Origin of the sequence: Kitasatospora sp. NPDC059160 (assembly GCF_042755465.1) — a bacterium.
In the GTDB taxonomy this organism is placed as follows: domain Bacteria; phylum Actinomycetota; class Actinomycetes; order Streptomycetales; family Streptomycetaceae; genus Kitasatospora.
Genome location: NZ_JBHZCN010000036.1, coordinates 34580 through 60703, shown reverse-complemented (window position 1 = coordinate 60703; position 26124 = coordinate 34580). Strand labels below are relative to the sequence as shown.

21 protein-coding genes are annotated in these 26124 nt (G+C 71.3%); 8 read left to right on the top strand and 13 right to left on the bottom strand.

The annotated features are described in order from the left end of the window. Nucleotides 1-9: 9 nt before the first annotated feature. Complete coding sequence (locus tag ACFXOZ_RS17685) at nucleotides 10-426, bottom strand: hypothetical protein (RefSeq protein ID WP_375894025.1); 417 nt, start codon at nucleotides 424-426, stop codon at nucleotides 10-12. 50 nt (nucleotides 427-476) lie between these two features. On the opposite strand from ACFXOZ_RS17685, the gene ACFXOZ_RS17680 reads away from it, so the two are divergent. Together ACFXOZ_RS17680 and ACFXOZ_RS17675 are read left to right on the top strand one after the other, a co-directional pair. Beyond that, nucleotides 477-1448, top strand: coding sequence for a diacylglycerol/lipid kinase family protein (locus ACFXOZ_RS17680; RefSeq protein ID WP_375894028.1), 972 nt, complete (start codon nucleotides 477-479; stop codon nucleotides 1446-1448). 369 nt (nucleotides 1449-1817) lie between these two features. Next, nucleotides 1818-2069 carry a WhiB family transcriptional regulator gene (locus tag ACFXOZ_RS17675; protein WP_014138019.1) on the top strand — a complete coding sequence of 84 codons (252 nt, stop codon included), beginning with the start codon at nucleotides 1818-1820 and terminating at the stop codon, nucleotides 2067-2069. A gap of 448 nt (nucleotides 2070-2517) precedes the next feature. Here ACFXOZ_RS17675 and ACFXOZ_RS17670 read toward each other — a convergent pair whose 3' ends face one another. The 7 genes from ACFXOZ_RS17670 to ACFXOZ_RS17640 form a co-directional block, all read right to left on the bottom strand. After that, nucleotides 2518-4038 (bottom strand): sensor histidine kinase, encoded by a 1521-nt coding sequence (locus tag ACFXOZ_RS17670; RefSeq protein ID WP_375894031.1) that lies wholly within the window; start codon nucleotides 4036-4038, stop codon nucleotides 2518-2520. 423 nt (nucleotides 4039-4461) lie between these two features. Next, nucleotides 4462-5520, bottom strand: coding sequence for an SIS domain-containing protein (locus ACFXOZ_RS17665; protein ID WP_375894033.1), 1059 nt, complete (start codon nucleotides 5518-5520; stop codon nucleotides 4462-4464). Between the two features lie 188 nt (nucleotides 5521-5708). After that, complete coding sequence (locus ACFXOZ_RS17660; RefSeq protein ID WP_380591308.1) at nucleotides 5709-6986, bottom strand: extracellular solute-binding protein; 1278 nt, start codon at nucleotides 6984-6986, stop codon at nucleotides 5709-5711. Nucleotides 6987-7440: 454 nt separating this feature from the next. Further along, complete coding sequence (locus tag ACFXOZ_RS17655; RefSeq protein ID WP_375894036.1) at nucleotides 7441-8994, bottom strand: glycoside hydrolase family 3 protein; 1554 nt, start codon at nucleotides 8992-8994, stop codon at nucleotides 7441-7443. Between the two features lie 6 nt (nucleotides 8995-9000). Continuing rightward, complete coding sequence (locus ACFXOZ_RS17650) at nucleotides 9001-9828, bottom strand: carbohydrate ABC transporter permease (protein WP_375894038.1); 828 nt, start codon at nucleotides 9826-9828, stop codon at nucleotides 9001-9003. Beyond that, on the bottom strand, nucleotides 9825-10853 hold the full coding sequence (locus tag ACFXOZ_RS17645) for a carbohydrate ABC transporter permease (protein ID WP_375894041.1): 1029 nt from the start codon (nucleotides 10851-10853) through the stop codon (nucleotides 9825-9827). Before ACFXOZ_RS17645 ends, ACFXOZ_RS17650 begins: the two co-directional genes overlap by 4 nt. Before the next feature lie 90 nt (nucleotides 10854-10943). After that, a complete protein-coding gene (locus ACFXOZ_RS17640; RefSeq protein WP_380525139.1) occupies nucleotides 10944-12227 on the bottom strand; it encodes an extracellular solute-binding protein in 1284 nt (427 codons plus the stop codon). A 337-nt stretch (nucleotides 12228-12564) separates the two neighbouring features. Between ACFXOZ_RS17640 and ACFXOZ_RS17635 the strand changes: the two genes are divergently transcribed. The 4 genes from ACFXOZ_RS17635 (at nucleotide 12565) to ACFXOZ_RS17620 (ending at nucleotide 16551) form a co-directional block, all read left to right on the top strand. Further along, the gene (locus ACFXOZ_RS17635; RefSeq protein ID WP_375894047.1) at nucleotides 12565-13356 is read left to right on the top strand and encodes a GntR family transcriptional regulator; all 792 of its coding nucleotides are present in this window, start codon (nucleotides 12565-12567) and stop codon (nucleotides 13354-13356) included. Nucleotides 13357-13652: 296 nt separating this feature from the next. Next, nucleotides 13653-13916, top strand: a complete 264-nt coding sequence (locus tag ACFXOZ_RS17630; protein WP_375894050.1) for a DUF3311 domain-containing protein — start codon at nucleotides 13653-13655, stop codon at nucleotides 13914-13916. Next, nucleotides 13913-15523, top strand: a complete 1611-nt coding sequence (gene mctP, locus ACFXOZ_RS17625) for a monocarboxylate uptake permease MctP (protein WP_375894053.1) — start codon at nucleotides 13913-13915, stop codon at nucleotides 15521-15523. Before ACFXOZ_RS17630 ends, mctP begins: the two co-directional genes overlap by 4 nt. A 155-nt stretch (nucleotides 15524-15678) precedes the next feature. After that, complete coding sequence (locus ACFXOZ_RS17620) at nucleotides 15679-16551, top strand: histidine phosphatase family protein (RefSeq protein WP_380525140.1); 873 nt, start codon at nucleotides 15679-15681, stop codon at nucleotides 16549-16551. Nucleotides 16552-16621: 70 nt separating this feature from the next. Here the strand turns inward: ACFXOZ_RS17620 and ACFXOZ_RS17615 are convergent, their stop codons facing one another. After that, nucleotides 16622-17584: a helix-turn-helix domain-containing protein gene (locus ACFXOZ_RS17615; RefSeq protein WP_380591289.1), complete on the bottom strand. Its 963-nt coding sequence runs from the start codon at nucleotides 17582-17584 to the stop codon at nucleotides 16622-16624. A 436-nt stretch (nucleotides 17585-18020) separates the two neighbouring features. Between ACFXOZ_RS17615 and ACFXOZ_RS17610 the strand changes: the two genes are divergently transcribed. Then, entirely contained in the window at nucleotides 18021-18515 is a 495-nt protein-coding gene (locus ACFXOZ_RS17610; protein ID WP_375894062.1) for a GNAT family N-acetyltransferase, read from the top strand. Nucleotides 18516-18709: 194 nt separating this feature from the next. Further along, nucleotides 18710-20851 (top strand): acyltransferase family protein, encoded by a 2142-nt coding sequence (locus tag ACFXOZ_RS17605; RefSeq protein ID WP_380525143.1) that lies wholly within the window; start codon nucleotides 18710-18712, stop codon nucleotides 20849-20851. 8 nt (nucleotides 20852-20859) lie between these two features. On the opposite strand, the gene ACFXOZ_RS17600 is transcribed toward ACFXOZ_RS17605, so the two are convergent. From ACFXOZ_RS17600 to ACFXOZ_RS17585, 4 genes are all read right to left on the bottom strand, one after another. Next, nucleotides 20860-22053 (bottom strand): glycoside hydrolase family 113, encoded by a 1194-nt coding sequence (locus ACFXOZ_RS17600; RefSeq protein WP_375894067.1) that lies wholly within the window; start codon nucleotides 22051-22053, stop codon nucleotides 20860-20862. Between the two features lie 16 nt (nucleotides 22054-22069). Further along, nucleotides 22070-23521 (bottom strand): glycosyltransferase family 2 protein, encoded by a 1452-nt coding sequence (locus ACFXOZ_RS17595; protein ID WP_380525144.1) that lies wholly within the window; start codon nucleotides 23519-23521, stop codon nucleotides 22070-22072. Between the two features lie 46 nt (nucleotides 23522-23567). Continuing rightward, a complete protein-coding gene (locus ACFXOZ_RS17590) occupies nucleotides 23568-24422 on the bottom strand; it encodes a hypothetical protein (protein WP_380591286.1) in 855 nt (284 codons plus the stop codon). A 124-nt stretch (nucleotides 24423-24546) separates the two neighbouring features. After that, nucleotides 24547-26001 carry a glycoside hydrolase family 26 protein gene (locus ACFXOZ_RS17585; RefSeq protein ID WP_375894075.1) on the bottom strand — a complete coding sequence of 485 codons (1455 nt, stop codon included), beginning with the start codon at nucleotides 25999-26001 and terminating at the stop codon, nucleotides 24547-24549. Between the last annotated feature and the right edge of the window lie 123 nt (nucleotides 26002-26124).

Sequence of the window (26124 nt, the reverse complement as noted above, 5' to 3'; positions counted from 1 at the left end):
TGGGGGCGCTCAGCCCTCCTGCTGCGCGTACAGGGCCGCCGTCGACCTCGGGTTCAGCAGCGCACCGATGCCCACCAGGCCGAGCAGGCCGACCAGCGCACCGACCGCGATCATCGCGCCGCCGCTCTGGACCATGTAGTAAGCCACCGGCAGGCAGATCGAGTTGGTCAGCACGGCGGGGCTGCGGCCCCAGCGGCGCTCCTTGAGCAGCGCGCGGGCGGCCAGTATCGGCAGCACCCCGAGCAGCACGATGACCAGGCCGCCGAACTCGTTCAGGGCCAGCTGCTTGGCCTGGCCGGACAGTGCGGACACCATGTCCGAGACGCCGACGACGGCGAGCGCCGCGCCCTCCAGGGCGGTGATGGCGGCGCCCAGGGTGAGCGGGACCGGGCGGGCGGGTACGGGTGCGGAGGATTCTGCGGTCACTCCAGCAGGGTAGCCGCCGGTCGGTCCGTACGGCCCCGTAGGCTTTCCCCATGCGCGCTCTCCTGGTCGTGAACCACAAGGCCACCACCACCAGTGGCCGGACCAGGGACGTACTGATCCACGCGCTGCGCAGCGACCTCAAGCTGGACGTCGCCGAGACCCAGTACCGGGGGCACGCGCACGACCTGGCCCGGGACGCCGCCCAGGACGGCACGGTCGACCTGGTGGTGGCGCTGGGCGGGGACGGCACCGTCAACGAGGTGGTGAACGGGCTGCTGGCGCACGGCCCGGGCGAGAAGGTCCCGCGACTGGCCGTGGTGCCGGGCGGTTCGACCAATGTCTTCGCCCGCGCACTGGGCCTGCCCAACGACCCGGTGGAGGCCACCGGCGCCCTGCTGAACGCACTGGAGCAGGGGCACGAGCGGCCGATCGGCCTGGGCAAGGCGATGACCGAGGGGCTGCCGGACCGCTGGTTCACCTTCACCGCCGGCCTCGGCTTCGACGCCGGCGTGGTGGGCCGGGTCGAGGAGCAGCGCAGGGCCGGGCGCAAGTCCACCCACGCCCTGTACGTCGGGCAGGCCCTCCGGCACTACTTCACCCAGCGTGAGCAGCGCCGCTCGGGCCCGGTGGCCTTGGAAATACCGGGCCGCGAGGCCGTTCCGGGCCTGGCGCTGACGATAGTCAGCAACACCTCGCCGTGGACGTTCCTCGGCAGCCGTCCGGTCTACCCCTCGCCCCTCGCCTCCTTCGACACGGATCTGGACGTCTTCGGCATCACCCGGATGACGGCGTTCGGTACTGCTCGAACGATCCGTCAGATCCTGCGGTCGTACGCGCCTTCGAGCGACGGCGCCCCGCCGGCCGGCCCGTCCGGAAAGCACGTCGTCTCCTATCACGACGTCAGACACTTCACCTTGGTTTCCCAGGAACCTGTGCCGTTCCAGGTCGACGGGGACCATCTTGGAGACCGGAGTCGCGTCAGTTTCACAGGCGTTCGGCGGGCACTGCGTGTGATTGTGTGACCGGAAGGGGGCTTCGCCCTTCTTCTCGAACGCACAAGCCCCCTTCACTCCATAGAAGTACTGGCTGTGAGCTAGGCGACACCGAAGAATCAAAAATTCCTCCCCGAAGGGGGTTGTATCCGAGCCCGAGGTTTGCGAACCTCTACATGGCGATCGGGACACATCGCAGCGACGGCAACTCCGGAACCACAGGAGCGCCGACCGCGGGGTGTCCCTCGAATCGCCGAATCCCCCCCAGCACAGACCACCCGGGCCCGATGGGCCTTTGGTCTCTTTTGCTGTTGTGGGATTCGTGAAAGCGTTCACATTCACAAGCCATTCGATTATGCCGATCGGGCCACCCCCCGCGGCAGGAGGAGTTGGACGACCATGGACTGGCGCCACCGCGCTGTCTGCCGCGAAGAGGACCCGGAGCTGTTCTTCCCGATCGGGAACACCGGTCCTGCTCTGCTGCAGATCGAGGAAGCCAAGGCCGTGTGCCGCCGCTGTCCGGTGATGGAGCAGTGTCTCCAGTGGGCCCTCGAGACCGGCCAGGACGCCGGCGTCTGGGGCGGCATGAGCGAGGACGAGCGTCGCGCGATGAAGCGCCGTGCCGCCCGCAACCGCGCCCGCACCGCCTGATCAGCAGCATCTGGTCACACGCCGTAGCACCAGCAGTAACCGTAGTACCGATCAACAACCGATCAACACATGATCAAAGGCTTCCCTGCACCTCCTGGTGAAGCCTTCCGCACCAAGGGCCTTGCCACGCGAGGTCCCGCGACACCGAACCGTCCAGCCACTTGATACTGTTCACTTAGAGCAATATTGTGGAGCTGAGGCGCTCACCGTGTGCAACGCACATGTGAGGTGTCGCACCACCTAGAGCCCCCGTTCCGGCCGACTCCCCCCGACGGCCGGAACGGGTTGAGAGGCCCTGTCGACCCACCCCCCCCCGGTCGACAGGGCCTCGTTTCTGTTTCCGGCCCGGCGCCCGACCCGGCCGTGCCCCGCCTTTGCACGCCGGGCGCGTGAAGCGCGCACCCGGCGCTTCCGCCGCACGCACGCCCCCGCCGCGCAACCCGACGCATCAACGCACCGGGATCTCCAGGATGACCTTGGTGCCGCCGTTCGGGCCGGCCACCATGTCGAAGGTCCCGCCCAGCTCACCGGTGGCCAGCGTCCGGACGATCTGCAGCCCGAGGTTGCCGGCCGTCTTCGGGTCGAAGCCCTCCGGCATGCCGCGCCCGTCGTCCTGCACGGTGATCAGCAGGTACTCCTCCGGCTTGGCACCGCCGTTCCAGCTGTCCGACCAGCCCATGCCGGTCGCCGGGGCCCGCCCGCGCAGCGCGCTGACCTCCAGGTTCCCGGAGGCGGTCGGGCCGAAGGCGTGCTCCAGGGCGTTCTGCAGCAGCTCGGTCAACACCATCGACAGCGGGGTGGCCACCTCGGCGGAGAGGATGCCGAAGCTTCCGCTGCGGCGGGTCGCCACCCGGCCGTCCTGGGACAGCTCCATCGCCATCGCCAGCACCCGGTCGGCGATCTCGTCGAAGGCCACCTGCTCGTCCAGCGCCTGGGAGAGCGTCTCGTGCACGATCGCGATCGAGCCGACCCGGCGCACCGCCTCGTCCAGCGCGGCCCGGGCCGACTCGGACTCCATCCGGCGGGACTGCAACCGCAGCAGGGCGGCGACCGTCTGCAGGTTGTTCTTCACCCGGTGGTGGATCTCCCGGATGGTGGCGTCCTTGGTCATCAGCTCGCGGTCGCGGCGGCGCAGCTCGGTGACGTCCCGACAGAGCACCAGGGAGCCGGTCAGCGTCCCCTTCGGCTTGAGCGGGATCGCGCGCAGGGTCACCACTCCCCCCTGCACCTCCACCTCGGTCTGCCGGGGCGCCCAGCCGCTGGCCAGCTTCACCAGGGCCTCGTGGACGGCCGAGCGGGAGGGCGGGACGAGGTCGGCGGTGGCCCGGCCGAGGTGGCTGCCGACCAGGTCGGTGGTGAGGCCCAGCCGGTGGTAGGCGGAGAGCGCGTTGGGGCTGGCGTAGGTGACGATGCCGTCCGCGTCCAGGCGGATCAGGCCGTCGCCGACCCGGGGCGCGGCGTCCATGTCGGCCTGCTCGACGCCGGGGAACGGGAAGCTGCCGGCCGCGATCATCTGGGCCAGGTCGGAGGCGCTCTGGAGGTAGGTGAGCTCCAGCCGGCTGGGGGTGCGCACGGTCAGCAGGTTGGTGTTGCGGGCGATCACCCCGAGCACCTTGCCCTCGCGCCGGACCGGGATCGACTCGACCCGGACCGGGACCTCCTCGCGCCACTCCGGATCGCCCTCGCGCACGATCCGCCCCTCGTCGAAGGCGGCGTCCAGCAGCGGGCGGCGCCCGCGCGGGACGAGGTGGCCGACCATGTCGTCCTGGTAGGAGGTCGGCCCGGTGTTGGGCCGCATCTGTGCCACCGAGACGTAGCGGATGCCGTCCCAGGTGGGGATCCACAGCACCAGGTCGGCGAAGGAGAGGTCGGAGAGCAGCTGCCACTCCGAGACCAGCATGTGGAGCCATTCCACGTCGGCCCCGGTCAGGGTGGTGTGGCGGCGGACGAGTTCGTTCAGCGAGGGCACATGGCGAGCGTAGCGCCGAGGCCCGGCGGGGGGCTCGGCGGACTGTCCGCTGGCGCCGGATGACTGTCCGGAGTTGTTTAGACCAATTCACCGAGCGGCCTGGACAACGCAGATTGGTCTAGTCCACAATGAAAGGGCACCAAGGAGAGGCCCCCCGCGCAACTGCCCTGACCGCGCGCGGCTTCTCCTCGGTCGGACGCCGGCGAACGAGGACCCCGCACAGTCCTCGATCGACACCGGTGCCCGACGACAGCTCCGGGCTGCGGTGCCGCATGGGTTGAGGGTCCCGTGTCGGCGCCGTGGCCCGTAGTGCATTCCGGACCCGTTTCCGCCGCTCAGTGAACCGGCCCCCGTCCACAGCCTGTGGACGGGGGCCGGTTCCGTTCCGGCGGGCGCCCCCGCCCGGAGGCGAGCGGGCGAGTATCAGTGCGTCTCGGTGACCTTGGCCAGGGCGCGCGGGGCGTCCGGGTCCTGGCCGCGAGCGATGGTGACCTCGTAGGCGAGCTGCTGGAGCGGCAGGATCTCCAGGATCGGCTGGACCTCCTCGGGCACGCCGGCGGGCAGCGCGAAGCCCGCCGAGGCGGCGTCCACCTGCGCCTGCTGGCCGATCACCACGAGGTCCGCGCCGCGGCCCCGCAGACGGTCCAGCACCGGCTGGAGGGCCTCGCCGCCCTTGCCGTCCGGGACGATCGCGATCACCGGGGAGACGTTGTCCACCATGGCCAGCGGCCCGTGCAGCAGGTCGGCGCCGGAGAACGGGGTGGCCGGGATGTACGTGGTCTCCATCAGCTTGAGCGCCGCCTCGCGGGCGGTCGGGTAGCCGTAGCCGCGCGAGGTGATGACCAGGCGCTGGGCGAAGCGGTAGCGCTCGGCCAGCGCCTTCACCTCCGCCTGGCGGGCCAGCACCCCGGCGGCCAGGCCCGGCAGCACCTCGGCCGCCGAGCCGTCCCCGCCGCGCAGGCCCTCGACCAGGAGGTAGAGCGCCAGCAGCTCGGCGGTGTAGGTCTTGGTGGCCGGCAGCGCCTTCTCCGGCCCGGCCAGCACGTCGATGTGGAACTCGGACACCTCGGCGAGCGGGGAGTCGGGGTTGTTGGTGACGGCCAGGGTGATCGCCCCGGCCTCGCGGGCGGCCTTGGTGGAGGCGACCAGGTCCGGCGAGCCGCCGGACTGGCTGACGGTGATCACCAGGACGTCGGTGAGGTCCGGCTGGGCCCCGTACGCCGTGGTGGTGGACATCGAGGTCAGGCCGGCCGGCTTGCCGAGCAGGATCTCGATCAGGTACTTGGCGTAGAGCGCGGCGTTGTCGGAGGTGCCGCGCGCGGTCAGCAGGACGAAGCGGGGGCTGCGGGCGGCGATCCCGGCCGCGATCTCGCGGATCTTCGGGGCACCCTCGTCGAGGATGCGCCGGAGGACGGCCGGCTGCTCGGCCATCTCCGCCGCCATGATCCGGCCGGGGACGGAAACAGTCTGCGGGTCGGACATCTGGATTGCCTCCGATGAGATGGGTCGACCCCGCCCGGGCGGGTTGCCCGACGGGGACCTCTACGGCGGCGAGTCCGCACACTCGCTGCGGTTCCTGCTGGGCAATCCTACGAGCGGGCCCCCGCCGCGGCACCCCCGCCCCGGGGCGGATCGGGGGTGGCGCGGCGAGCGGTGCGGCGGGCCGGGCGTCAGGACGGGTTGTTGATCAGCTGGTCGATCGCCGCGTCGGCGTCCTTGGTGGCCTGGTCGACGGACTTGCCCTTGAGGATCGCGGTCAGCATGTCCGGGATGATCTTCTGCTTCTCGACCGCCCCCCAGCCGGGGGCCAGCGGGGTGAACCAGGCGTCCGGGACGGCGTTGGCCGCGGCGGCGGTGTTGGGCTTGTTCTTCAACGGGTTCAGCTGGTTGAGGTTGTTCGGCAGGATGTCCTTGTCGGCCAGCGCCTGTTCGGACTTGGTGCTGGTGAACATCCGGATCCAGTCGGCGGCCGGCCCCGCCTGCTGGGACTTGGCGGTGACGGCGAGGTCGGAGCCGCCGATGAAGGTGGGCAGCGGCTTGCCGTCCGGGCCGGGCATGGTGGCGACCTTGACGCTGTCCTTGAGGCCCGAGTCGCCGGTGACCGGCGCGATCACGCTGGCGGCCTCGAAGCCGTTGCCGTAGAAGGACGCGGCGTGGCCGCGCGCCATGGCCTCGAACTGGTTCTGCTCGTTCTGCGTCAGGTCGCCCTTGTTGTACTTGCGGACGAGGTCCGCGAAGTGGCCGATGCCCTGCTGGGACTTGGCGTCGTGCAGGGTGCCGTGCCAGTTGCCGGAGCTGTCGAACTTGGCGATGCTGCCGCCGTACGCGGCCACGTAGCTCATCGCGGCGTACCAGTACGGCCCGGGCAGGTAGAGCGGGGAGAAGGTCCGGTCCGATCTGTTCTTGTCCGCGATCTTGTCCAGGGCGGTCATCAGTTCGCCCTCGGTCTTGGGGAACTCCGCGCTGCCGGTGGCCTGTTGGAAGACGCTGGAGTTGTAGACCGCGACCCGGGCGCCCGCGTAGTAGGGCACGCACCACAACTTGTCCTGGTAGGTGCAGGTGTTGGCGAGCGCCTTGATCCAGCTGTCGGAGTTGTCGAAGGTGGTGCGGTCCACCGGGGCCAGCGCGCCGGAGAGCACGTACTTCATCGTCTCGGTGTTGCCGAGCTCGACCACGTCGGGGGCGCTGCCGTCGGCGATCGCCTTGTCGAGCTTGGAGACCTTGTCGGCCCAGCCCTGGTAGACCAGCTTGAGGCCGACCTTGGGGTACTTCGCCGCGAACTCGTCGTTGACCCGCTGGACCAGGTCCGGCCAGTTCTTCTGGGCGTCGTCCATCAACCAGACGGTGACGGTGCCGGAGGCGGCCTGCGGGTCCGCGGCGGAGCTCCGGCCGTCGGCCGAGGGTGATCCGGACGAGGAACAGGCCGTCAGGGCGGCTGCCAGCGCCATGATCCCGAGCGTCGAACCGAGCTGACGCTTCTTCACGCCATCCTCCGAGGGTTGTCCAAGAACGGTGGTGCCCGCCGACAGCGTGATTGGCGCCCGCGGCGGAGAGTCCTGGCGGGGGCGGCGAAGAGCTTCGAGGAGGGCGCAATACCACAACCGGTGAGTTCAATTTCGAACCGGTTGCATGGACTCTGGCCTAGACCAACTGTGGTGTCAACGGCCAACAGGCCTTGTCAGCAAGGCTGTTGCCGACCCGTTGTACCGCGTGGCGATCAGTCGTCAGGCCGTCACCCTCAGTGGGACTTAAGGTGGATTTAAGGCTGCCTTGAGGGAGCACGGTCATCCGGAGAACGTCCGGGTCGACGGCGGGGAAACGCGACGGGCCCGCCATGCGACATGCGCATGACGGGCCCGTCGGCGGACGCCCCCGGCTCCGGCCGGCGACGTCCGTACGGTCTCAGCCGACCGCTCCCGGCTGCCCGGTGAGCACCTCCACGGCCGCCAGCCCGCAGACCCGGGCGGCGCCGTGGGTGGCGATGTACAGCGCGCCGACCGGCTCGGACTGGGGCAGCCCCATCTCCACCACCGCGGCGTCCGGCCGGGCCGCCACCAGACGGGCCAGCGCGGCGGCCATCCAGGCGTGCCGGTGGGCGTCCCGGACCACCAGCACCAGGCGGCGGCCCTGGGCCCCGGCCACCAGCTCGGCGACCAGCGCCTCCAGCAGCTCCGGCGCGGCCTCGGCCGCGGACACCGCACGGGTCCGGGTGCCCGGGAAGCGGTCGGCCAGCATGCCGGCCACGCCCCACGGGGTCACGTCGCCGACCGCGATGTTCGGCTCGTCCGAGAACGAGGCCACGTACGGGCGCTCGCTCACCGGCAGCACCTCGCGGCCCGGCGCCCGGACCACCTTGAGCGCCCGGCGCGCGGCCCGCAGGCCCACCGCGAGGTCCGGCTCGGCCTGCTCGCCCTGGGCCGCGATCCGGCCCCAGCTGCCCAGCGCCCGGACCCGGTCGGCGGCGTCCGCCAGCCGCTCCTCGGTGAGCCGGCCGGAGCGCACGCCCGCCACGATGGCGTCGCGCAGCATCAGCACGGTCTCCTCGTCGGCCAGCCCGCCGCCGACGCAGATCGCGTCCGCGCCGGCCGCCAGCGCCAGCACGGTGCCCTGGCCCATCCCGAAGGTGTCGGCGATGGCGCCCATCTCGATCGCGTCGCTGACGATCAGGCCCTGGTAGCCGAGGCCGCCGTCGGCCGGGGCGGCGCGCAGCAGGTCGCGCAGCACGGTCGGGCTCAGGGTGGCGGGCAGCTTCGGGTCCAGCGCCGGGACCATGATGTGGGCGGTCATCACGGCCTTGGTGCCGGCCGCGATCGCGGCCTGGAACGGGATCAGGTCGCGGGTGCGCAGCACGTCCAGGTCAACGTCGATCACCGGCAGGCCGTGGTGCGAGTCCACCGCGGTGTCGCCGTGGCCGGGGAAGTGCTTGGAGCAGGCGGCCACGCCGGCCGACTGGAGGCCCTCCACCCAGGCGGCGGTGTGCCGGGCGCACAGCTCCGGGTCGGCGCCGAAGGAGCGCACGCCGATGACCGGGTTGCGGGGGTTGGAGTTGACGTCCGCGGTGGGCGCCCAGTTGTAGTTGACGCCGGCCGCGGCCAGCGCCCGGCCCAGCTCGCGGGCGACGTCCCGGGTCAGCGCCGGGTCGTCGATCGCCCCGAGGGCGAGGTTGCCCGGCCAGGACGAGCCGGAGCCGGCCTCCAGCCGGGTGACGTCGCCGCTCTCCTCGTCGATCGCGATCAGGAGGTCGGGGTTCTCCGCGCGCAGCGCGCCGGTGAGGGCGGACAGCTGGTCGAGGTCGACCACGTTGCGGTCGAACAGCGCGACCGAGCCGAGCCCGGCGGCCAGGTGGCGGCGCAGCCAGGCGGGCGGCTCGGTGCCGACGAAGCCGGGCTGCAGGACGGTCAGGGCGTCCCGGTGGAGCTGGTCGCTGTCCGGGACGGTGGGTACGAGGATGCTCACGGTGGCTCAGCCCTTCACGGCGCCGTCGGTCAGACCACCGACTGCCTTGCGCTGCAGGAAGACGAACAGGATCAGCACGGGGACGGCGAACATCGTGGAGGCCGCCATGGTCGCGCCCCAGTCGTTGCCGAAGGCCGTCTTGAAGGAGGACAGCCAGAGCGGGAGGGTCTTGCCCTGCTCCTTGTTGACGATCAGGACGAGCGGGAACTCGTTCCACGCCGTGATGAAGCCGAACAGCGAGGTCGACATCAGGCCCGGGGCCAGCAGCGGGAAGATCACCTTCACGAAGGCCTGGGTACGGGTGCAGCCGTCCACCATGGCCGACTCCTCCAGCTCCTTCGGCACCGCGGCGATGAAGCCGCGCAGCGTCCAGATGGTGAAGGGCAGGACCATCATCATGTAGAAGAAGGTCAGCGGCAGCAGGCTGTTCAGCATGTCGTTGTCGCGGGAGATCATGTAGACCGCGATGGTCATGACCTCCCAGGGCGCCATCTGGGCCAGCATGATGACCAGTACGAAGGCCTTGCGGCCGCGGAACCTCATCCGGGCGATGGCGAAGGCCGCCAGGGTCGCGATCACCAGGGAGATCAGCACCGCGCCGACCGTGACGGTGATGCTGTTGGTGACGTACGTCCAGAAGTCCGGTGCGTTGACCGCGGTGGTGAAGTGCTCGAAGGTCGCGTCGAGCGGGATGAAGACCGGCGTCTTGCTGATGATGTCGTTGTTCTGCTTGAACGCGGTCGCGATCATCCAGTAGACGGGGAAGATGAAGAAGACGATGAGGACGACCGCGATCACGTTCGGCCAGGTACGTCCGAAGAGAGAGCGCCTCACAGCTCGTCCTCCTGCTTGATCATGATGCGGAAGTAGTAGGCCATCAGGACGCCCAGCATCAGGATGGTGAGCACCGCGATCGCGGCGCCGACGCCGTAGTGCTGGCTGCCCGAGCCCTCCAGGAAGGCGTGCACCGGAAGGGTCCGGGTGAGCTTCTCGGGGCCGCCGCCGTTGATCGCGTAGATCTGGGTGAAGGACTTGAAGACCCAGATGACCTCGAGGAAGGTCGTGGCCAGGAAGAACGGCTTGAGGTTGGGGAAGATCACCGAGCTGAAGATCTTCGAGGAGCCGGCGCCGTCCATCCGGGCGGCCTCGTAGAGCTCCTTGGGGATGGTGGTCAGCCCGGCGTACATGTTGAACGCCACGAAGGGGATCGACATCCAGACGATCAGCAGGATGACGACGAAGAACGTCGAGTACTCGTCGCTCATCCAGTTGTAGTTCGCCATCGAGTGCCAACCGAGCTTGTCCAGGCACCAGTTGACGACGCCCCACTGCTCGTCGAACAGCCAGGTGTAGACGGTGGTCGCGGCGACCACCGGCATCGCCCAGGCCATCAGCAGCGCGACCGACAGCGCGAGCCGCATCTTCTTGCCGAGGACGTTCAGCAGCAGGCCGACCAGGGTGCCGCCGACCATGATCAGCACCACGTTGACCAGGGTGAAGGCGACGGTGCGACCGGTGACCGACCAGAACTCCGGGTCGCTCAGCTGCTCCTTGTAGTTGTCGAAGCCGGTCCACTCGGTCAGGTGCATCACCAGCTGGCGCCGGTTGAGGTCCTGGAACGACAGCAGGAAGGTCTTCAGCAGCGGCCAGCCGAGCAGGACGATGGTCGCCACGATGGCCGGCAGCAGCAGCAGGTACGGCGCGGAGCGGGCGCCGAGACCGGGGCCGCTCGCGGGTCTGGTGCCCTTCGGCGCGGTGCCCTTGGCTCCGCCGCCGGCGGCACTGGTGTCAATCTCGGCCACCACAGCCTCCCCTGACTCCGGGGACTGCGTCTGCACCCGGTCCGAATGCACAGCCATCGTTCTCACTTCCTCACAACCCGGCCACGACGGACGGGCGCCGCCCACCGACCCCCCGCCGGGGGCCGGTGAGCGACGCCGCTCGATGCACTAGTTCTTCTGGTTGAGCCGCTTGGCGATCTCGTCGTCGTACTTCTTCGCGGTGGACGCGTAGTCGCCGCCCTGGAGGACCGCGGTCAGGAAGTCCTTGATCGGGTTCGGGGTGTTCTCGACGCTGGCCCAGTTCGGGGTGTTCGGGGTGATCCCGCCGACCGCGGTGGCGGCCTGGGCGGCCTTCGCGAAGTCACCGGTGAGCTGGCTGTTCAGCGCCGGCTTGTTCGGGATGTTGCCGGCCGCGGCGACCATGCCCTCGTTCTTGTCGTTGAGGGCGATCTTCAGGAAGTCCTTCGCCATCGCGGTGTTCTTGCTCTGCGCGGAGATCGCGAGGTTCGAGCCACCGATGAAGACGCCGGAGGGCTTGTCGGCGGTCTTGCCCGGGATCGGGAAGAAGCCGATCTTGTCCTTCGGCATCTCCTTCTCGAGCGGGAGCTCCCAGCCGAGGGCGATCATGGTGCCGACGTTGCCCTTGGCGAAGACGTCCTTCTGCTGCGGGGTCGCCTCGTCCTTGTCCTTCGGACCGGTGAGCGAGTGGCTCTGCAGCGTCTTGTAGGTCTCGAAGGCGCGCTGCGCCTCGGGCGACTCCAGGCCGCCGACCCACTTGCCGCCCTCCTGCTTGGCGATCTTGCCGCCCTCGCCGGTGAGCAGGCCGAAGTAGGTGTACCACTCCTGGCCCGGCAGGTAGAGCGGGTCGACGACGCCGGGGGTGGTCTTGAGCTTGTCCAGGTCGGCGTAGAACTCGTCCAGGGTCTTCGGCGCGTCGGTCAGGCCGGCGGCCTTCCAGAGGTCCTTGTTGTAGGCGACCACGCGGTTGGAGACCCACCACGGGGCGGCGTACTGCTTGCCGTCCAGCATCGCGGCCTCGTTCTGGTTGGCGGCCCAAGCGTCGCCACCCAGCGCGGACTTGTCCTTGGTGATGTCGAGCAGACCGCCGGTGGCGGCGTAGCCGGAGGTCTGGGTGTTGCCCAGCTCCAGGACGTCGACCGAGCCCTCGGACAGCGCGGCGGTGATCTTCGGGCCGATGTCGGTCCACTCCTGGGCCTGGAAGTCGACCTTGGAGCCCGGGTAGGTGGTCTCGAACTCGGTCTTGACCGCGTCGGTCCAGCCCTTGGGGGCGGAGCCGGTCATGGTCCACACCTTGAGCGTCTTGCCCTTGTACCGGTCGGCCGACGTGGAGGACGAGGAACCGCCGTCGTCCTTCTTGCCGTCCGAGCTGCAGGCCGCGAGACCGACGACCATTGCTGCGACGCCGACCGCCGCGATGAGCTGACGCTTCACGCCATCCTCCTGAGGGATGCCTGGGTTACCCCCGTCGGGCGGCAGCGGCAGACCCACGCAAAGCGGGAGATTAGGTGCCGCGGACCCCTTCGAGCGGGTGGGGGGATTCATCGTTACCGGCCTAGTGGTGTAGACCAGATGCCTGGAGCTTGGCCTAGACCAATGGGCCTGTCAACGGCTGTTCGACCGATCTCGACCACCCGTTATCAAGCCGACACCGCACATCGTTCATCGCGTGATGAGGTATTCGTTCCGTAGCCATACATGCAACGATGTGGTCCGTTAACGATGTGGCGGGGCGGTAAAAGGCTCCGCGAGAAGCGGGAGAACAGGTCCGATGAGCAGCGACGGGGGATCCACCGCCCAGGCCGACGACCCCGAGGTGAAGAACCTCCCGACGCAGGCCGGCGCCGATCCGACCGCGCGCGTCCCCAAGTACTACGGCCTCAAGCGCCACCTCCTCCAGCTCACCGAGACCCAGCCCGCGGGCACCCCGGTCCCGCCCGAGCGCGCGCTGGCCGCCCAGTTCGACACCTCGCGCACCACCGTGCGCCAGGCCCTCCAGGAACTGGTCGTCGAGGGCCGGCTGGAGCGCATCCAGGGCAAGGGCACCTTCGTGGCCAAGCCCAAGGTCGCCCAGGCGCTGCAACTCACCTCCTACACGGAGGACATGCGCGCCCAGGGCCTGGAGCCCACCTCCCGGCTGATCGAGATCGGCTACATCACCGCCGACGACCGGCTCGCCCCGCTGCTGGACATCAAGCCCGGCGGCCGGGTGCTGCGGATCGAGCGGCTGCGCCTGGCCAACGGCGACCCGATGGCCATCGAGGTCGCCCACCTCTCCGCCAAGCGCTTCCCCGCCCTGCGGCGCAACCTGGCCAAGCACAACTCGCTGTACGCGGCGCTGCGCGAGGTCTACGGGGTCACCGTGGCCGAGGCCGAGGAGACCATCGAGACCACCCTCGCCAACCCGCGGGAGGCCGGCCTGCTCGGCTCCGACCTGGGCCTGCCGATGCTCCAGCTCTCCCGGCACTCCTTCGACGCCGACGGCGACCCGGTCGAGTGGGTGCGCTCCATCTACCGCGGCGACCGCTACAAGTTCATCACCCGGCTCCAGCGGCCGGAGTAGTCGTCCCCGTCCGGGGCCCTCACCTCGAACGGACCCCTCCCCCTCACCACGGGCACCGGCGTGCGCGACCCGCGCACCGGTGCCCGTTCGTGTCCGGATGGCGGAAAGTTGCGTCATATCGGGTGACATGGATCACCCCATGCCCTAGATTGCGCAGCCGTACTGACTGCCGATCACCGATGGTGCTGCCCGGCGGGCTCACGGGGGTGCCGGGCACCTCCGGGGCTGCGGCGCCGACGGAACCCTCCGGAGCGGAGCAGAAGATGCCGTCTGACCAAGCCCCCAGCGAAGCTGTCATGCCCGAGCCAGCCGGGACCCCAGTCCCGGCCGTGACCCCCGAGCGGGTGCTCGCCGGACTCGCCCTGCTCGTGCCCATCGTGGCGATGCTCTGGGTCTCCTCCTACGACAAGACCGACCCGGCGGTGGCCGGGATCCCCTTCTTCTACTGGTACCAGCTGCTCTGGGTGCCGGTCTCGGCGGTCTTCACGGTCGCCGCCTACCTGCTGATCAACCGGGACGAGAAGGCCCGCGGCGCGGCCCGCGAGGGCGGTGCGCGATGAAGGACGTCAACGTGCCGGCCCTCGTGGTCTTCGTCCTGTTCTTCCTGCTGGTCACCGTGATGGGCTTCCTCGCCTCCCGCTGGCGCCGTGCGGACGACGCCGCCCACCTGGACGAGTGGGGCCTGGGCGGGCGCAGCTTCGGGACCTGGGTGACCTGGTTCCTGCTCGGCGGCGACCTCTACACCGCCTACACCTTCGTCGCCGTCCCGGCGGCCGTGTACGCGACCGGCGCGGCCGGCTTCTTCGCGGTGCCGTACACGATCATCGCCTACCCGCTGGTCTTCCTGTTCCTGCCCCGGCTCTGGTCGGTCTCCCGGGTGCACGGCTACGTCACCCCGGCCGACTTCGTCCGCGGCCGGTACGGCTCGCGGCCGCTGTCCCTGGTCATCGCGCTGACCGGGATCCTGGCCACCATGCCGTACATCGCCCTGCAACTGGTCGGCATCCAGGCCGTGCTGGACGTGCTCGGCCTCGGCGGCGGCGCGGACGCCAACTGGTTCGTCAAGGACCTGCCGCTGTTCCTGGCCTTCGGCGTGCTGGCCGCCTACACCTACTCCTCCGGCCTGCGCGCCCCGGCGCTGATCGCCTTCGTCAAGGACGCCCTGGTCTACATCGTGATCATCGTCGCGGTGATCTACATCCCGCTGCGCCTCGGCGGCTACGGGCACGTCTTCGACGCGGCCGCGGCGCACTTCAAGCAGGCCAAGGCCGGCGGGCTGACCCTCCCCGACAACAAGCAGTGGACGTACGCCACGCTGGGGATCGGCTCGGCGATGGCGCTGTTCATGTACCCGCACTCGGTGACCGGCGTGCTGGCCTCCAAGTCCCGCAACACCGTGCGCCGCAACATGGCGATCATGCCCGCGTACTCGCTGATGCTCGGGCTGCTGGCGCTGCTCGGCTTCATGGCGATCGCGGCGGGCGTGGGCAGCGGCGTCAAGGGCTACAACGCCCAGCTGTCGGTGCCGCAGCTGTTCGCGAACATGTTCCCGGACTGGTTCACCGGCGTGGCCTTCGCCGCGATCGGGATCGGCGCACTGGTGCCGGCCGCGATCATGTCCATCGCCGCGGCCAACCTGTTCACCCGCAACGTCTACAAGGAGTGGCTCAAGCCCGCCGCCACCCCGGCCGACGAGACCCGGGTCGCCAAGCTGGTCTCGCTGCTGGTCAAGGTCGGCGCGCTGGTCTTCGTGCTCGGCATGGACAAGCAGGCCGCGATCAACCTCCAGCTGCTGGGCGGCCTGTGGATCCTGCAGACCTTCGTGGCGATCGTCGGCGGCCTGTTCACCCGCTGGTTCCACCACTGGGCGCTGTTCGCCGGCTGGGCGGCGGGCATGGGCTACGGCACCTGGACGGCGTACGGGCTGGCCAGCCCGGCCACCAAGCACTTCGGCGGCAACGCGGCCGAGATCCCCGGCATCGGCGAGATCGGCTACATCGGCATGACGGCCTTCGTGCTCAACCTGGTCGTCTCGGTGGTGCTCACCGTGGTGCTGCGGGCGCTCAGGACGCCCGACGGACCGGACGAGACCAAGCCCTCCGACTACAGCGCCGAGACCGGCGGCGACGAGCGGGAGAACGCGCCGGAGCCCGTAGCGGCGCACTGATTGGCCGTGCGCGCGCCCTGTGATCGCGCCGCCTTCTCCGTGAACACTGGAGGAGGCGGCGCGATCATATGTATGAACAGGCGTGCACGCCGGGCACCACCAGACCGGACCGGCATCCGGCCGGAACCTGATCGACCCACGGGGAGCTCGCGGCCATGGCAGAACTCGGCACCACCCTCAACGGCCAGCACCAGACCACCCAGCACCAGTCGGCCCCGCACCAGGCCGCCCAGCACCAGTCGGCCCCGCACCAGGTCACCCAGCACCAGTCGACCCAGAACCAGCACCACCCCCACGTCACCGCCCACCGCCCCGCGGCGGCCACCCGACTGCCGTCCGTGCTGATCGCCACCCGGCACGGCGAGTCCACCGCCAACGTCGAGTTCCAGCTGGCCGAGGCCGTCGGCGCGCTCAGCGTCCCGATCAGCTGCCGGGACGCCGACATCCCGCTGTCCCTGCGCGGCCAGCAGCAGGCCCAGGCGTTCGGCCGCTGGTGGGCCGCCCTGCCCAGCGCCGACCGCCCGCGCAGCGTCTGGTGCTCGCCGTACGTGCGCACCGCCGAGACCACCCGGATCGCGCTCGCCCAGGCGGCCGGCCTCGGCGCCGTGCCCGTCACCCTGGCCGTCCGCTACGACGAGCGGCTGCGCGACCGCGAGCTCGGCATCCTGGAGATGCTGCCCAAGGCCGCCATCGAGGCCAAGCACCCGGAGGAGGCCGCCCGGCGGCGCAAGATGGGCGAGCTGTACTACCGCCCGCCCGGCGGCGAGTCCTGGGCCGACGTCGCCCTGCGGGTGCGCAGCCTGCTGCGGGACGTCTGCGAGGAGGAGGCCGGCCGGCCCGTCCTGCTGGTCGCCCACGACTGCACGGTGCTGATGCTGCGCTACGCGCTGGACCGGCTCACCGAGCAGCAGCTCACCGAGCTCGGGGCGGTGCACAACTGCTCCACCAGCCTGTGGCGGGCCCAGGACGGGCGGTTGCGGCCGGACCGCTGGAACGGCGTCGACCACCTGACGGGCGGGGACAGCTGACGGGCGGAGGCAGCTGCCGGGGGAGGACAACTGATGGGTGGAGGCAGCTGACGGACCGTCGGCCGCCGGGTCACTGCCGCGCGACCGCCGGATCGGCGAAGCAGCGGCGGTAGGCCAGCGGTGTGGTGCCCAGCCGCCGCCCGAAGTGGTGCCGCAGCGCCGCCGCGTTGCCGAAGCCGCAGCGGGCCGCGATCGCGTCCACCGACTCGGTGGTGGACTCCAGCAGCCGCTGGGCCAGCAGCACCCGCTGCCCCACCAGCCAGCGGTGCGGGGTGGTGCCGGTCTCCTGCTGGAAGCGCCGGGCGAAGGTGCGCGGCGACATGTGCGCCCGGGCGGCCAGTTGCTCGACGGTCGCCTCCTGGTCCGGGTGGTGGCGCATCCAGTCCAGCAGCGGGGCCAGCGAGTCGCCGCCGCCCTCCGGCAGCGGGCGGTTCACGAACTGCGCCTGCCCGCCCTCCCGGTGCGGCGCCACCACCATCCGGCGGGCGATCCCCCGGGCCACCTCGGCGCCCTGGAACTTGCGCACCAGGTGCAGGCAGGCGTCGATGCCGGCCGCCGTACCGGCCGAGGTGACCACCGGGTCGTCGTCCACGTACAGCACGTCCGGCTGCACCGCCGTCCCCGGGAACCGGCCGGCCAGGTCGTCGGTGTAGCGCCAGTGGGTGGTGGAGCGGCGGCCGTCCAGCAGCCCGGCGGCGCCCAGCACGAACGCGCCGCTGCAGATGGACAGCACCCGGCCGCCGCGCGCCACCACCGCGCGCAGCGCCGCCAGCAGCGGCTCCGGGTAGGCGTCGCGGATCCCCGAGGCGGTGACCACCGCCAGGTCGGCGTCGGCGAGCCGCTCCGGGCCGTACGGGACGTCCACCGTGAACCCGGAGTGGGTGGCGTGCGGCCCGGGGTGGGCGCCGGCCAGCGCGAAGTCGTAGCCGGGCAGCCCGTCCGCGGTGCGGTCCAGGCCGAACACCTCGCAGGCCACGCCCAGTTCGAAGGGGTGGACCTCCTCCAGCACCACCGCGACCACGTTCCTCAGCATGCCGCCCAGGATGCCCCGCCGGGCCGGGCGCCGGGAAGCCCCCGGCTGGCAGGATTTCGAGGCAACCCGGCGTTCCTGCCACTCGTCGGCCCCGCCGGCTCCCGGCCACAGTGGTGGCCATGGAATCCGGCACCCTCGCAAGCGCACTCGCCCTGGCCGGCGCGGTCGGCGGCTTCGGCCTGCTCGGCTCCCTGATCGGCCGCGAGCTCTCCCGCGGCCCCGCGGCCGGCCGCGACAACTACCACCGCCCCGGCGGCTACCCCGCCGACCCGCACCGCGCCGACCGGCTGCACGGCGCCCCGGCCGCGGGCCGCGCCGACGCCGACGCCGACGGCGCTCCTGCCACCGCCCCCGCTGACCCCGCCGCCCCCGCTGACCTGCCGCTCCGCCCGACCCCCGGGCCCGTCGCCGTACCGGGCTCCGGCACACTGGCCCGATGGACTACCTCATCCGCCACGCCCTCCCCCGGGACCTCGAAGACGCCGGCCGGATCACCGTCGAGGCCTTCGTCGGCGACGGCTACACCAAGCCCACCAGCGGCTACGTCGAGCTGCTCCGCGACGCCGGGCGGCGCTCCCGCGAGGCCGAGCTCCTGGTCGCCGCCGACGCGGCCGACGAGCAGGTCCTCGGCTGCGTGACCTTCGCCGTCGGCGGCACCGAGTGGGCCGACATCGCCACCCCGCAGGAGGGCGAGATCCGGATGCTCGCCACCGCCGCCGCCTCCCGCGGCCGCGGCGTCGGCGAGGCCCTGGTCCGCGCCTGCGTCGCCCGCAGCCGCGAACTCGGCCTGACCGGCATGGCCTTCTCCACCCGCCCCGAGATGACCGCCGCCCACCGCGTCTACGAGCGGGTCGGCTTCCGCCGCACCCCCGAGCGGGACTGGGCGCCGTACCCGGGGATGGACCTGATGGTCTACACCATGGCGTTCTGACGGCCCGGCGGCAGTCCACCGGTCCCTCCCCCACCCCCGTGACGGGCAGACGATCAACAGGCGTCTTTTGATATAAACCACAGATCAAGACATGTCGTCGACAGGTCGCGACAGTCGATCGACCGGGGGGGACGCACCACATGGACGACGGGCCCGGCCCCAGCACGCCCGGAAGCGGCCCGACGCTCCAGGACATGCGCGAGGCACGGGGCATCGAGGCCCCGGCCTCCAGCCGCTACGCGATCCCCGCACCCGTCCGTGCGCCCCGCGGCCCGCTGCCGCCGTCGGTCCGCTTCAAGGCGGTCGACGGGCTGCGCGGCCTCGCGATCGCCTCCGTGCTGCTCTACCACACCGACTGGTTCCAGAACGGCCTGTTCGGCGTGGACGTCTTCTTCGTGCTCTCCGGCTTCCTGGTCAGCCTGGTGCTGATCCGCGAGCTGGACCGCACCGACGGCATCCGGCTCGGCGTCTTCTACCGCCGCCGCGCCAAGCGGCTGCTGCCCGGACTGCTCGCCACCATCATCCTGGTCGTCGGACTGTCCGCCCTGGTCAGCCCGCTCCGGGACGTCCGGGACCTGCGCCCGCAGGCGCTCGCCACGCTCGCCCAGGTCGCCAACTGGGCCCAGCTGTCCCGCGGCGACGCCTACTGGCAGCACTTCGCCTCGATCGACCCGCTGGCGGCCATGTGGTCGCTCAGCATCACCGAGCAGTTCTACGCGGTCTGGCCGCTGCTGCTGCTGATGGTCTTCGGCCTGTGCCGCCGCTCGCTGCGCGCCGCCGGCATCGTCACCGCCGTCCTGTTCGCGGCCTCCGCGCTCGTCGCCCCGCTGATGTGGAACGGCGGCAACAGCGACCGCCTCTACCTCGGTACCGAGACCCGCGCCGTCGGCTTCGCGGCCGGCGCCACCGCCGCCTTCGGGGTCCACCTGTGGCTGCGCCGCAAGGCCCGCGCCGCCGCCGACGGCCCCCGTTCGGCCCGCCGAGGCGGCGCCGCCCTGCCCACCCTGGTCGGCACGGCGGCCCTCGGCGGCCTGGTCTGGGCCAGCCTGTCCGTCGGCAGCTACCACGAACCCTGGCTCTACCAGGGCGGACTGGCGCTCGTCGCGGCGCTCGCCGCCGTGCTGACCGCCTCGCTCTGCCACGACCGCGGCCCCCTGGTGCGGCTGCTGTCGCTTCCCCCGCTGCGGCTCACCGGCACCATCTCGTACAGCCTCTACCTGCTCCACCTGCCGGTGTACTGGCTGCTGCAGCACTTCGTCGACGACATCTCGCCGCAGAAGCTGCTGCTGATCGGCGGCCCGGTCTCCTGGGTGCTGGCCTGGCTGCTGCACACGGCGACCGAGAAGCTGCGGGTGCTGCGCTGGCGGGCCCTCCCGGCCGTCCCACTGCTGGCCGTCACCGCCGCGGTGGCCACCGCCGGGGCCTGGTACCTGCCGGCCTGGGTCACCCACGACATGCGGTCCGGGCCGAGCGGCAGGCCGATGGTCCTGGTGCTCGGCGACTCCTTCGCCCAGGACCTCGCCACCGGGCTGTACCGGGACGGCGACGGCTACCGGGTGGTCGACGGCGGCATCAGCGGCTGCGGGGTGTTCGACCCGGACAAGGTCCGCACCGTCTCCGGGACGGAGTTCGAGACCAGCTCCGACTGCCGGAACCGGGCGGCCGAGTGGGACCGCCAGGTCGCCGCCACCGCGCCGGAGGCCGTGGTGATCCACCTCGGCTGGGACGCCGCCGAGCAGTACCTGGACGGCACCTGGCTCAACCCCTGCGACGACGACTACCGCAGCCGGTACCGCACCGAGCTCACCCAGGCCGTCGAGCAGGTCCACCGGCGGGCGCCCGCCGCCCGGGTGCTGCTGATGAACGAACGCGTCGAGAACGGCGCCATCGGCAAGGCCTGGGGCACCTGCTACAACCAGCAGGTCGGCGACTTCGTGAAGGCCGCCGGCGGCACCGTCCGGCTGGTCGACCTCGACACCTTCTACTGCCCGTACGACACCTGCGTGTGGAAGGACAAGGACGGCCACTGGGTCACCCCGGCCAACGACGGGGTGCACCTGACCCCGGCCGGCATGCGGTTCGTGACCCCGTGGCTGGAGAAGCAGATCGCGGACGGGCTGTCCGGGGCCCAGCCGCAGTCCCCGGCCGCGCCGGCGGCCACCCCGACGCCGACGCCGACCCCGACACCGAGCTCCACCCCGACGCCCACCCCCACGCCCACGCCGACGGCGAGCACCCGGCCGACGGGCCGTCCGACCCCGGCCAAGCCGGCCCGGACGCCGACCCCCAAGGGGACCCCGGGCGCCGGCGAGCACCCCGCCGAGCCCCAGCCGTAGCGGACCCGCTACGGCTGCGGGACCTGGTAGGTCTGCGCGAAGCAGTCGCGGATCGCCTTCTCGGAGCCCGGGCGCCCGGCGTAGTCCATCCGCGGGGTGTCCGGGGTGACCGGCAGGGTCGGGTCGATGCCGAAGTACAGCGACCAGAAGTAGACCCCGCCCAGCTTGCGCTCCTGGGCGACCTGGCAGACCGCGGTGAACCAGGTGGCCTGGACGGCCTCGTTCACCTCGGTCTTCTTGTAGTACTCACCGGGCGTCTTGTACGCGCCCTTCTGCGCCGGGATGCCCACCTCGGTGAGCTTGGTGGTCGGCTGCGGCCCCGTGCCGCGCTTGTCGAGCCAGGCGTTCCAGCTGGCCTTCAGGTCGGCGATCGGGGCGTCGTCGTCGGAGTTCTTGGCCGGCGGGTAGGCGTCCGCGCCCGTCCCGTCGACGGGTACCGCGATCGGGCCCTTGGCCCAGTTGTCGAAGTTCGCGTCGTACGCCAGCTCGCCGTGGAAGGTCTTCCTGGCCTCGTCGACCAGCCCCTGCCAGCGCGGGTCGCCCTCCAGCGAGTTGAACTCGGTGCCGAGGGTGAACTCCGCCGCGGAATGCTCCTGGGCGGTCTTCAGGTACGGCGCCAGGAAGGCGGCGTAGCTGGCGAACCAGGCGTCCCGGTCGGTCGGCGTGATGTTGCCGCGCCACTTGAGGGTGTGGACGTAGTCGAACACGTCCTCGTCCATGATCGGACGCACGGTGGTGCGCAGACCGGCCCGGTGGGCGGCCTCCAGCAGCAGGGCGAGCCGCTCCGGGGTGGGCGAGGTCGGCCGGGCGGCGACGGCGTTCGACTTGGTACCCGTGGTGTAGTACGGGAACGTCACCGACAGGGAGTTGGCGTTCAGCCCGACCACGTACCTGACGATGCGGTCGACCTTGCCCTGGACGAAGTTGTCCGGGTCCGCCGGGTCGTCCAGCCAGTACACCTGCACGCCCCACTCGGGGCTCCCCTTGGTCCACGGGCGGGCCACCTTGGGGCCGGTGTCCTCGACCGGCGGCGCGTCCTTGCCGAAGCCCCAGACCCGGCCCTGCTCGGTGGGGGCGGCGAGGTGGACGGTGGTGGGCCGCTGGTGGTCGAACCGGATCGGGTGGTCCCCCCACACCACGGGGACGGCCACGGCGACGGCGACGACGACGGTGGGCAGGATGAAGATGGCGGGGCGCTTCAACGGTCGTGACTTCCGATCAGGCCGGTTTGGCGATGACGACGAACTTGTTCTCCTCGCGCTTGAGGAACTTGATCAGCCCCCGCAGCCCGCCCCAGCCCTCCAGGAAGGAGAACACCGGGATGCAGGCCACCACAACGATGGGCTCCCACCACTTGCGCCGGTGGTTGGCCGAGGCGACCACGTTCAGCCGCAGCCCCTCCCAGTAGGTCCAGATCACGTAGGCGAAGTTGATCGCCCACAGCAGCACCACGGACTGGGTGACCGGCGAGGTGTTCCAGGTGCCGGTGAACCAGGCGACCATCAGCACCAGGCCGACGTGCTGCAGCGGGCCGAGCACCCAGCTGACCATGCCCATCCCGATGAACAGCCGGTACCGCAGCGGGATGGTCTTGTTGAAGCAGAGCGCGACCAGGCCCCAGGCCCAGCGCTCGCGCTGCTTGAGGAAGTCCTTGACGCCGGCCGGCGAGGCGCCGTAGCAGCGCCCGTTGAACCAGTCGCTGCGGCCCGGGTAGCGCTGGCAGAAGTTCAGCGCCATCTGGGCGTCCTCGACGATGGTCTTCGGCCCGAAGTCCCAGCCGATGGTGGCCTCCACCGAGGAGCGCACGATCAGCAGCTCGCCGTGCACGCCGGCGATCGGGGTGCCGGTGCCGGTCATCGCCCGGAAGCGGGCGATGTCGTCGGCCGGGCGGATCGCGTCGGCGAGCCAGGTGAAGGTGGAGACGGCGTTCTCCCGGGGGTACGTCAGGATGCCCTGCGCCATGTGCTTGGCGTCGTCCCCGGCCCGGCGCTGCCGGTTGACGAACTGGGCGACGGCGGCGGCGGTGTCCGGCCCGACTCCGGTGTCGTCGTCCATGTGCAGCACCCAGACGTCGTCCTGCGCCTCGCCCTCCTCGATCCGCAGCTCGTGCGAGTAGTGATTGGCACGGGCCTTGAACTTGGTGCCGTTGGCCGTCTCGTACGCCTTCGGCACGGTCACCACCCGGATCAGCGGGTGGCGTTCGGCCAGCTCGTCGATCTTCTCGGCGGCGGCACAGCCCTCCTCGGTGAGGATGTCCACCCTCATCCAGGGGAAGTACGACGGCAGGTGCTCGACGTACGAGAGCACCGAGCGCTCCAGCGCCGGGTAGGTGTCGTGCCGGCCGATGGTCGGCACCAGCACGATCAGGAAGTCGTCCTCGGCCGGCGCGGGCGGGGTCATCCGGTCCACCTGCCGCAGCCGTCGGCGGACCATCAGCACGCCCTGGAAGCCGATCAGCACACCGAACACCGGCATGCCCCACAGGATGGTGATCGCCCAGCCGAGCGGGGTCGGGTTGGGCACGTACGCCCAGATCGAGAAGGTGAAGATGATCGCGAAGGCGGTGTAGAACGGCAGCACCCGGGGCTTCCAGGACATCTGTCGCTCGGCGAGCCGGGCGGCCTCGCGGGACGTGGTGAGCACCGTCCGCGCAGGGGCTGTGGACGTCATGGCGGAAGTCGTTCCTCGTCTGGTGTCGGTCGGTCCGGGCGGTCGGTCAGGCCTGCGGCGGGTGCGGGGCCGGCGGCGCGTCCGCGGGCGGCGGCACGACCGGGCCGGGGGCCACCGGAGCGGCGCCCTGCGGGCCGGGCGCGGGCGGGGCGGGCGCGGGCGGGGCGGCGGGCCACTGCTGCTGGAGCGCGGTCGGCTGGTACGTCGGCGCCGCCTGGGGCGGCTGCTGGGCGTACGGACCCGGCACGGGCGGCACCGGCTGGGGCTGCGCAGGCGGCCAGGCGGCGGGCTGGGCCTGCGGCTGCTGGTACCACACCGGCTGAGCCGGCGGCTGGGCCGGCCACCCGGGCTGCGGCTGCCCCGGCTGCGGCACTCCGTACGGACCCGGCTGCGGCGCGGACGGCAGCGGCGCGGCCGGAACCGCGCCCTGCGCGAGCGGCCAGGGCGTCCCGGCCGGAGAACCCTCCGGCTGCTCCCGCCACTTGGAGCGGGCGAGCAGCACGATCAGCGTCGCGGTGACGACCACGCCGAGCGCGAAGGTGGCGAGCTTGAGTCCGCCCTCGGTCGTCCCCGTGAACCACTGCCGCTGCGGTTCGTCCAGCAGCGCGCCGGTCAGGCTGCGCACCCGGTTGTAGCCCTCGACCAGTGCCACGCCCGCCGCCACGCCGAGCGCCCAGGAGCGCCCGCGCAGCAGCAGGATGCCCGCGGCCAGGTACAGCAGGCCGTAGTTGAGGCTTCCGGTCTCGGCGTCCACCGAGGTCCCGCCGTAGTAGAAGATGCCCTTGAGGTAGGTCGGGAAGCCGACCTGCCCGAAGCAGTTGTAGGCCGCCCAGCCGAGCAGCACCACGCCCCAACCGACCGCCAGGCCACCGGCCCCGCGTATCGGACGTGCCTGTGTCATCCCCGTACCCCCGCCCCTTCGGTCCTCTCCCGACCGTTCACCGAGCCCTCGGGCTTCGCCGCCACAGGATGCCACACGGCACAACGGACCCGGAATTCCGCCCGTTCAACGGATCCGGGCCCGATCAGCGGACGTGCAGCCCGCCCCAGTCGATGCTCCCGCCGGACGGTCCGGAGCCGCCGGTGATCGCCAACGGGCTGTGGTAGGTGGCGTTGACGTCCGCTCCGGAGTTGCGCGGCTGGTCCGGGGCCAGGTTGTCGGAGGTGAGGGACTGCCCCCAGACCGTCCAGATCGTCCAGGGGGTGCGGCCGAGGGTGTCCGGCTGGCGGGAGTTGACCGGCACAGCGAAGGACTCGGCGAGCATCCTCGGCTTGTGGTAGGCGGCGAGCCCGTCGTAGTAGCGCTTGGTCCAGACCTCGCCGGTGCCGATCGGGTGCGCGGGGCTGCCGCTGTAGTCGTCCACCCCGACCACGTCGACGTACTGGGAGCCCGGGTAGTAGTCCCACGGGTCCACGCCCGGGGCGCCGTCCCAGGAGACCGGTGTCCAGACGAACAGCAGGTTGTGCAGGCCCCTGGTCTCCACCAGGTACTTGTAGGTGATCCGCCACAGCGCCTGGTAGTCGGCCGGCTTCTGGCCCGCCCACCAGAACCGGCTGGCGCAGTCCTGGACGTTCATCTCGTGGTAGGGGCGCAGCAGCACCGGCACGTCGTGGGCGGCCAGGTACTCCAGGTGGTCGGCCAGGTAGGACAGGTCGGTGACGAGTGCGCGGTACTCGGGGGTGTCGCCCCCGGCGTCCACGACCCGGCCGAACCAGCCCGGGTCCTTGGCCGCCGGGGAGTTCGAACAGAGCACCCGGTCGAAGGACTTGACGGCGGACCCGGGGTAGGGCTCGTGGAAGGACATGCCGACGATCCCGGCCGGGGCCCCGCCGTTGTCCGGGAGTTCGGTGGTGCTGCCGTCGCAGTTCTGCTGGACGCCGGAGCCGTCGTAGGTGCCGTCGTCGGCGCGCGGGTGGCCGGACCAGACGGCGGTCATCAGGTCGACGGCGTCGTCGGTGTACTGCCAGCCGGTGCGGCAGGTGGGCCAGCGGCCGGCCGAGTAGGAGCGCGGGTTGCCGACGCCCCAGGCGTTCTGGCCGTAGCCGGGGCCGAGGTCGGTCTCCATGAAGCCGGGCAGGCGGCCGGTGATGTCGGCGGCCTTCTTGTAGTAGTAACCGACCTGCTTGGTGCCCCGGTAGTCGCCGTACTCGGGGTTGTTGCGCTCGTTGTGCGCCTCGACGTGCTGGCCGATCACCGTGCCGCCGCTGTGCCCGGTGCGGGCCTGGGCCTCCAGGTCCGCGAGGAACTGCTGGACGGCACGGGCGTTCGGCGAGGCCTGCGGGTCCCGGGCCAGCAGGTCCCGGCCCACGTCCGGCGGCAGGGTACGGCCGGGGGCGCCGACCGACACCGGTACCCGGACGGGCTGCCCGGGGTCGGTCCGGTCGTCGCGGTCCAGCAGCACGAGACTGCCGGCGGCGACCACGATGCCGGCCGCAGCCAGCACGGCCGGCCTACCGCGCAGGACTCTGGGCAGGGCCACGACCGCTCCTCCGGTTTCTCGCCGGCGCCGACCCCCGCGGACGCAACCGGAACACGCGTACGAATGACTCCGACGAGAGCCTGCCACACTCCCCCGGTCCCGGCGAACGGGTCCGCCGGGACC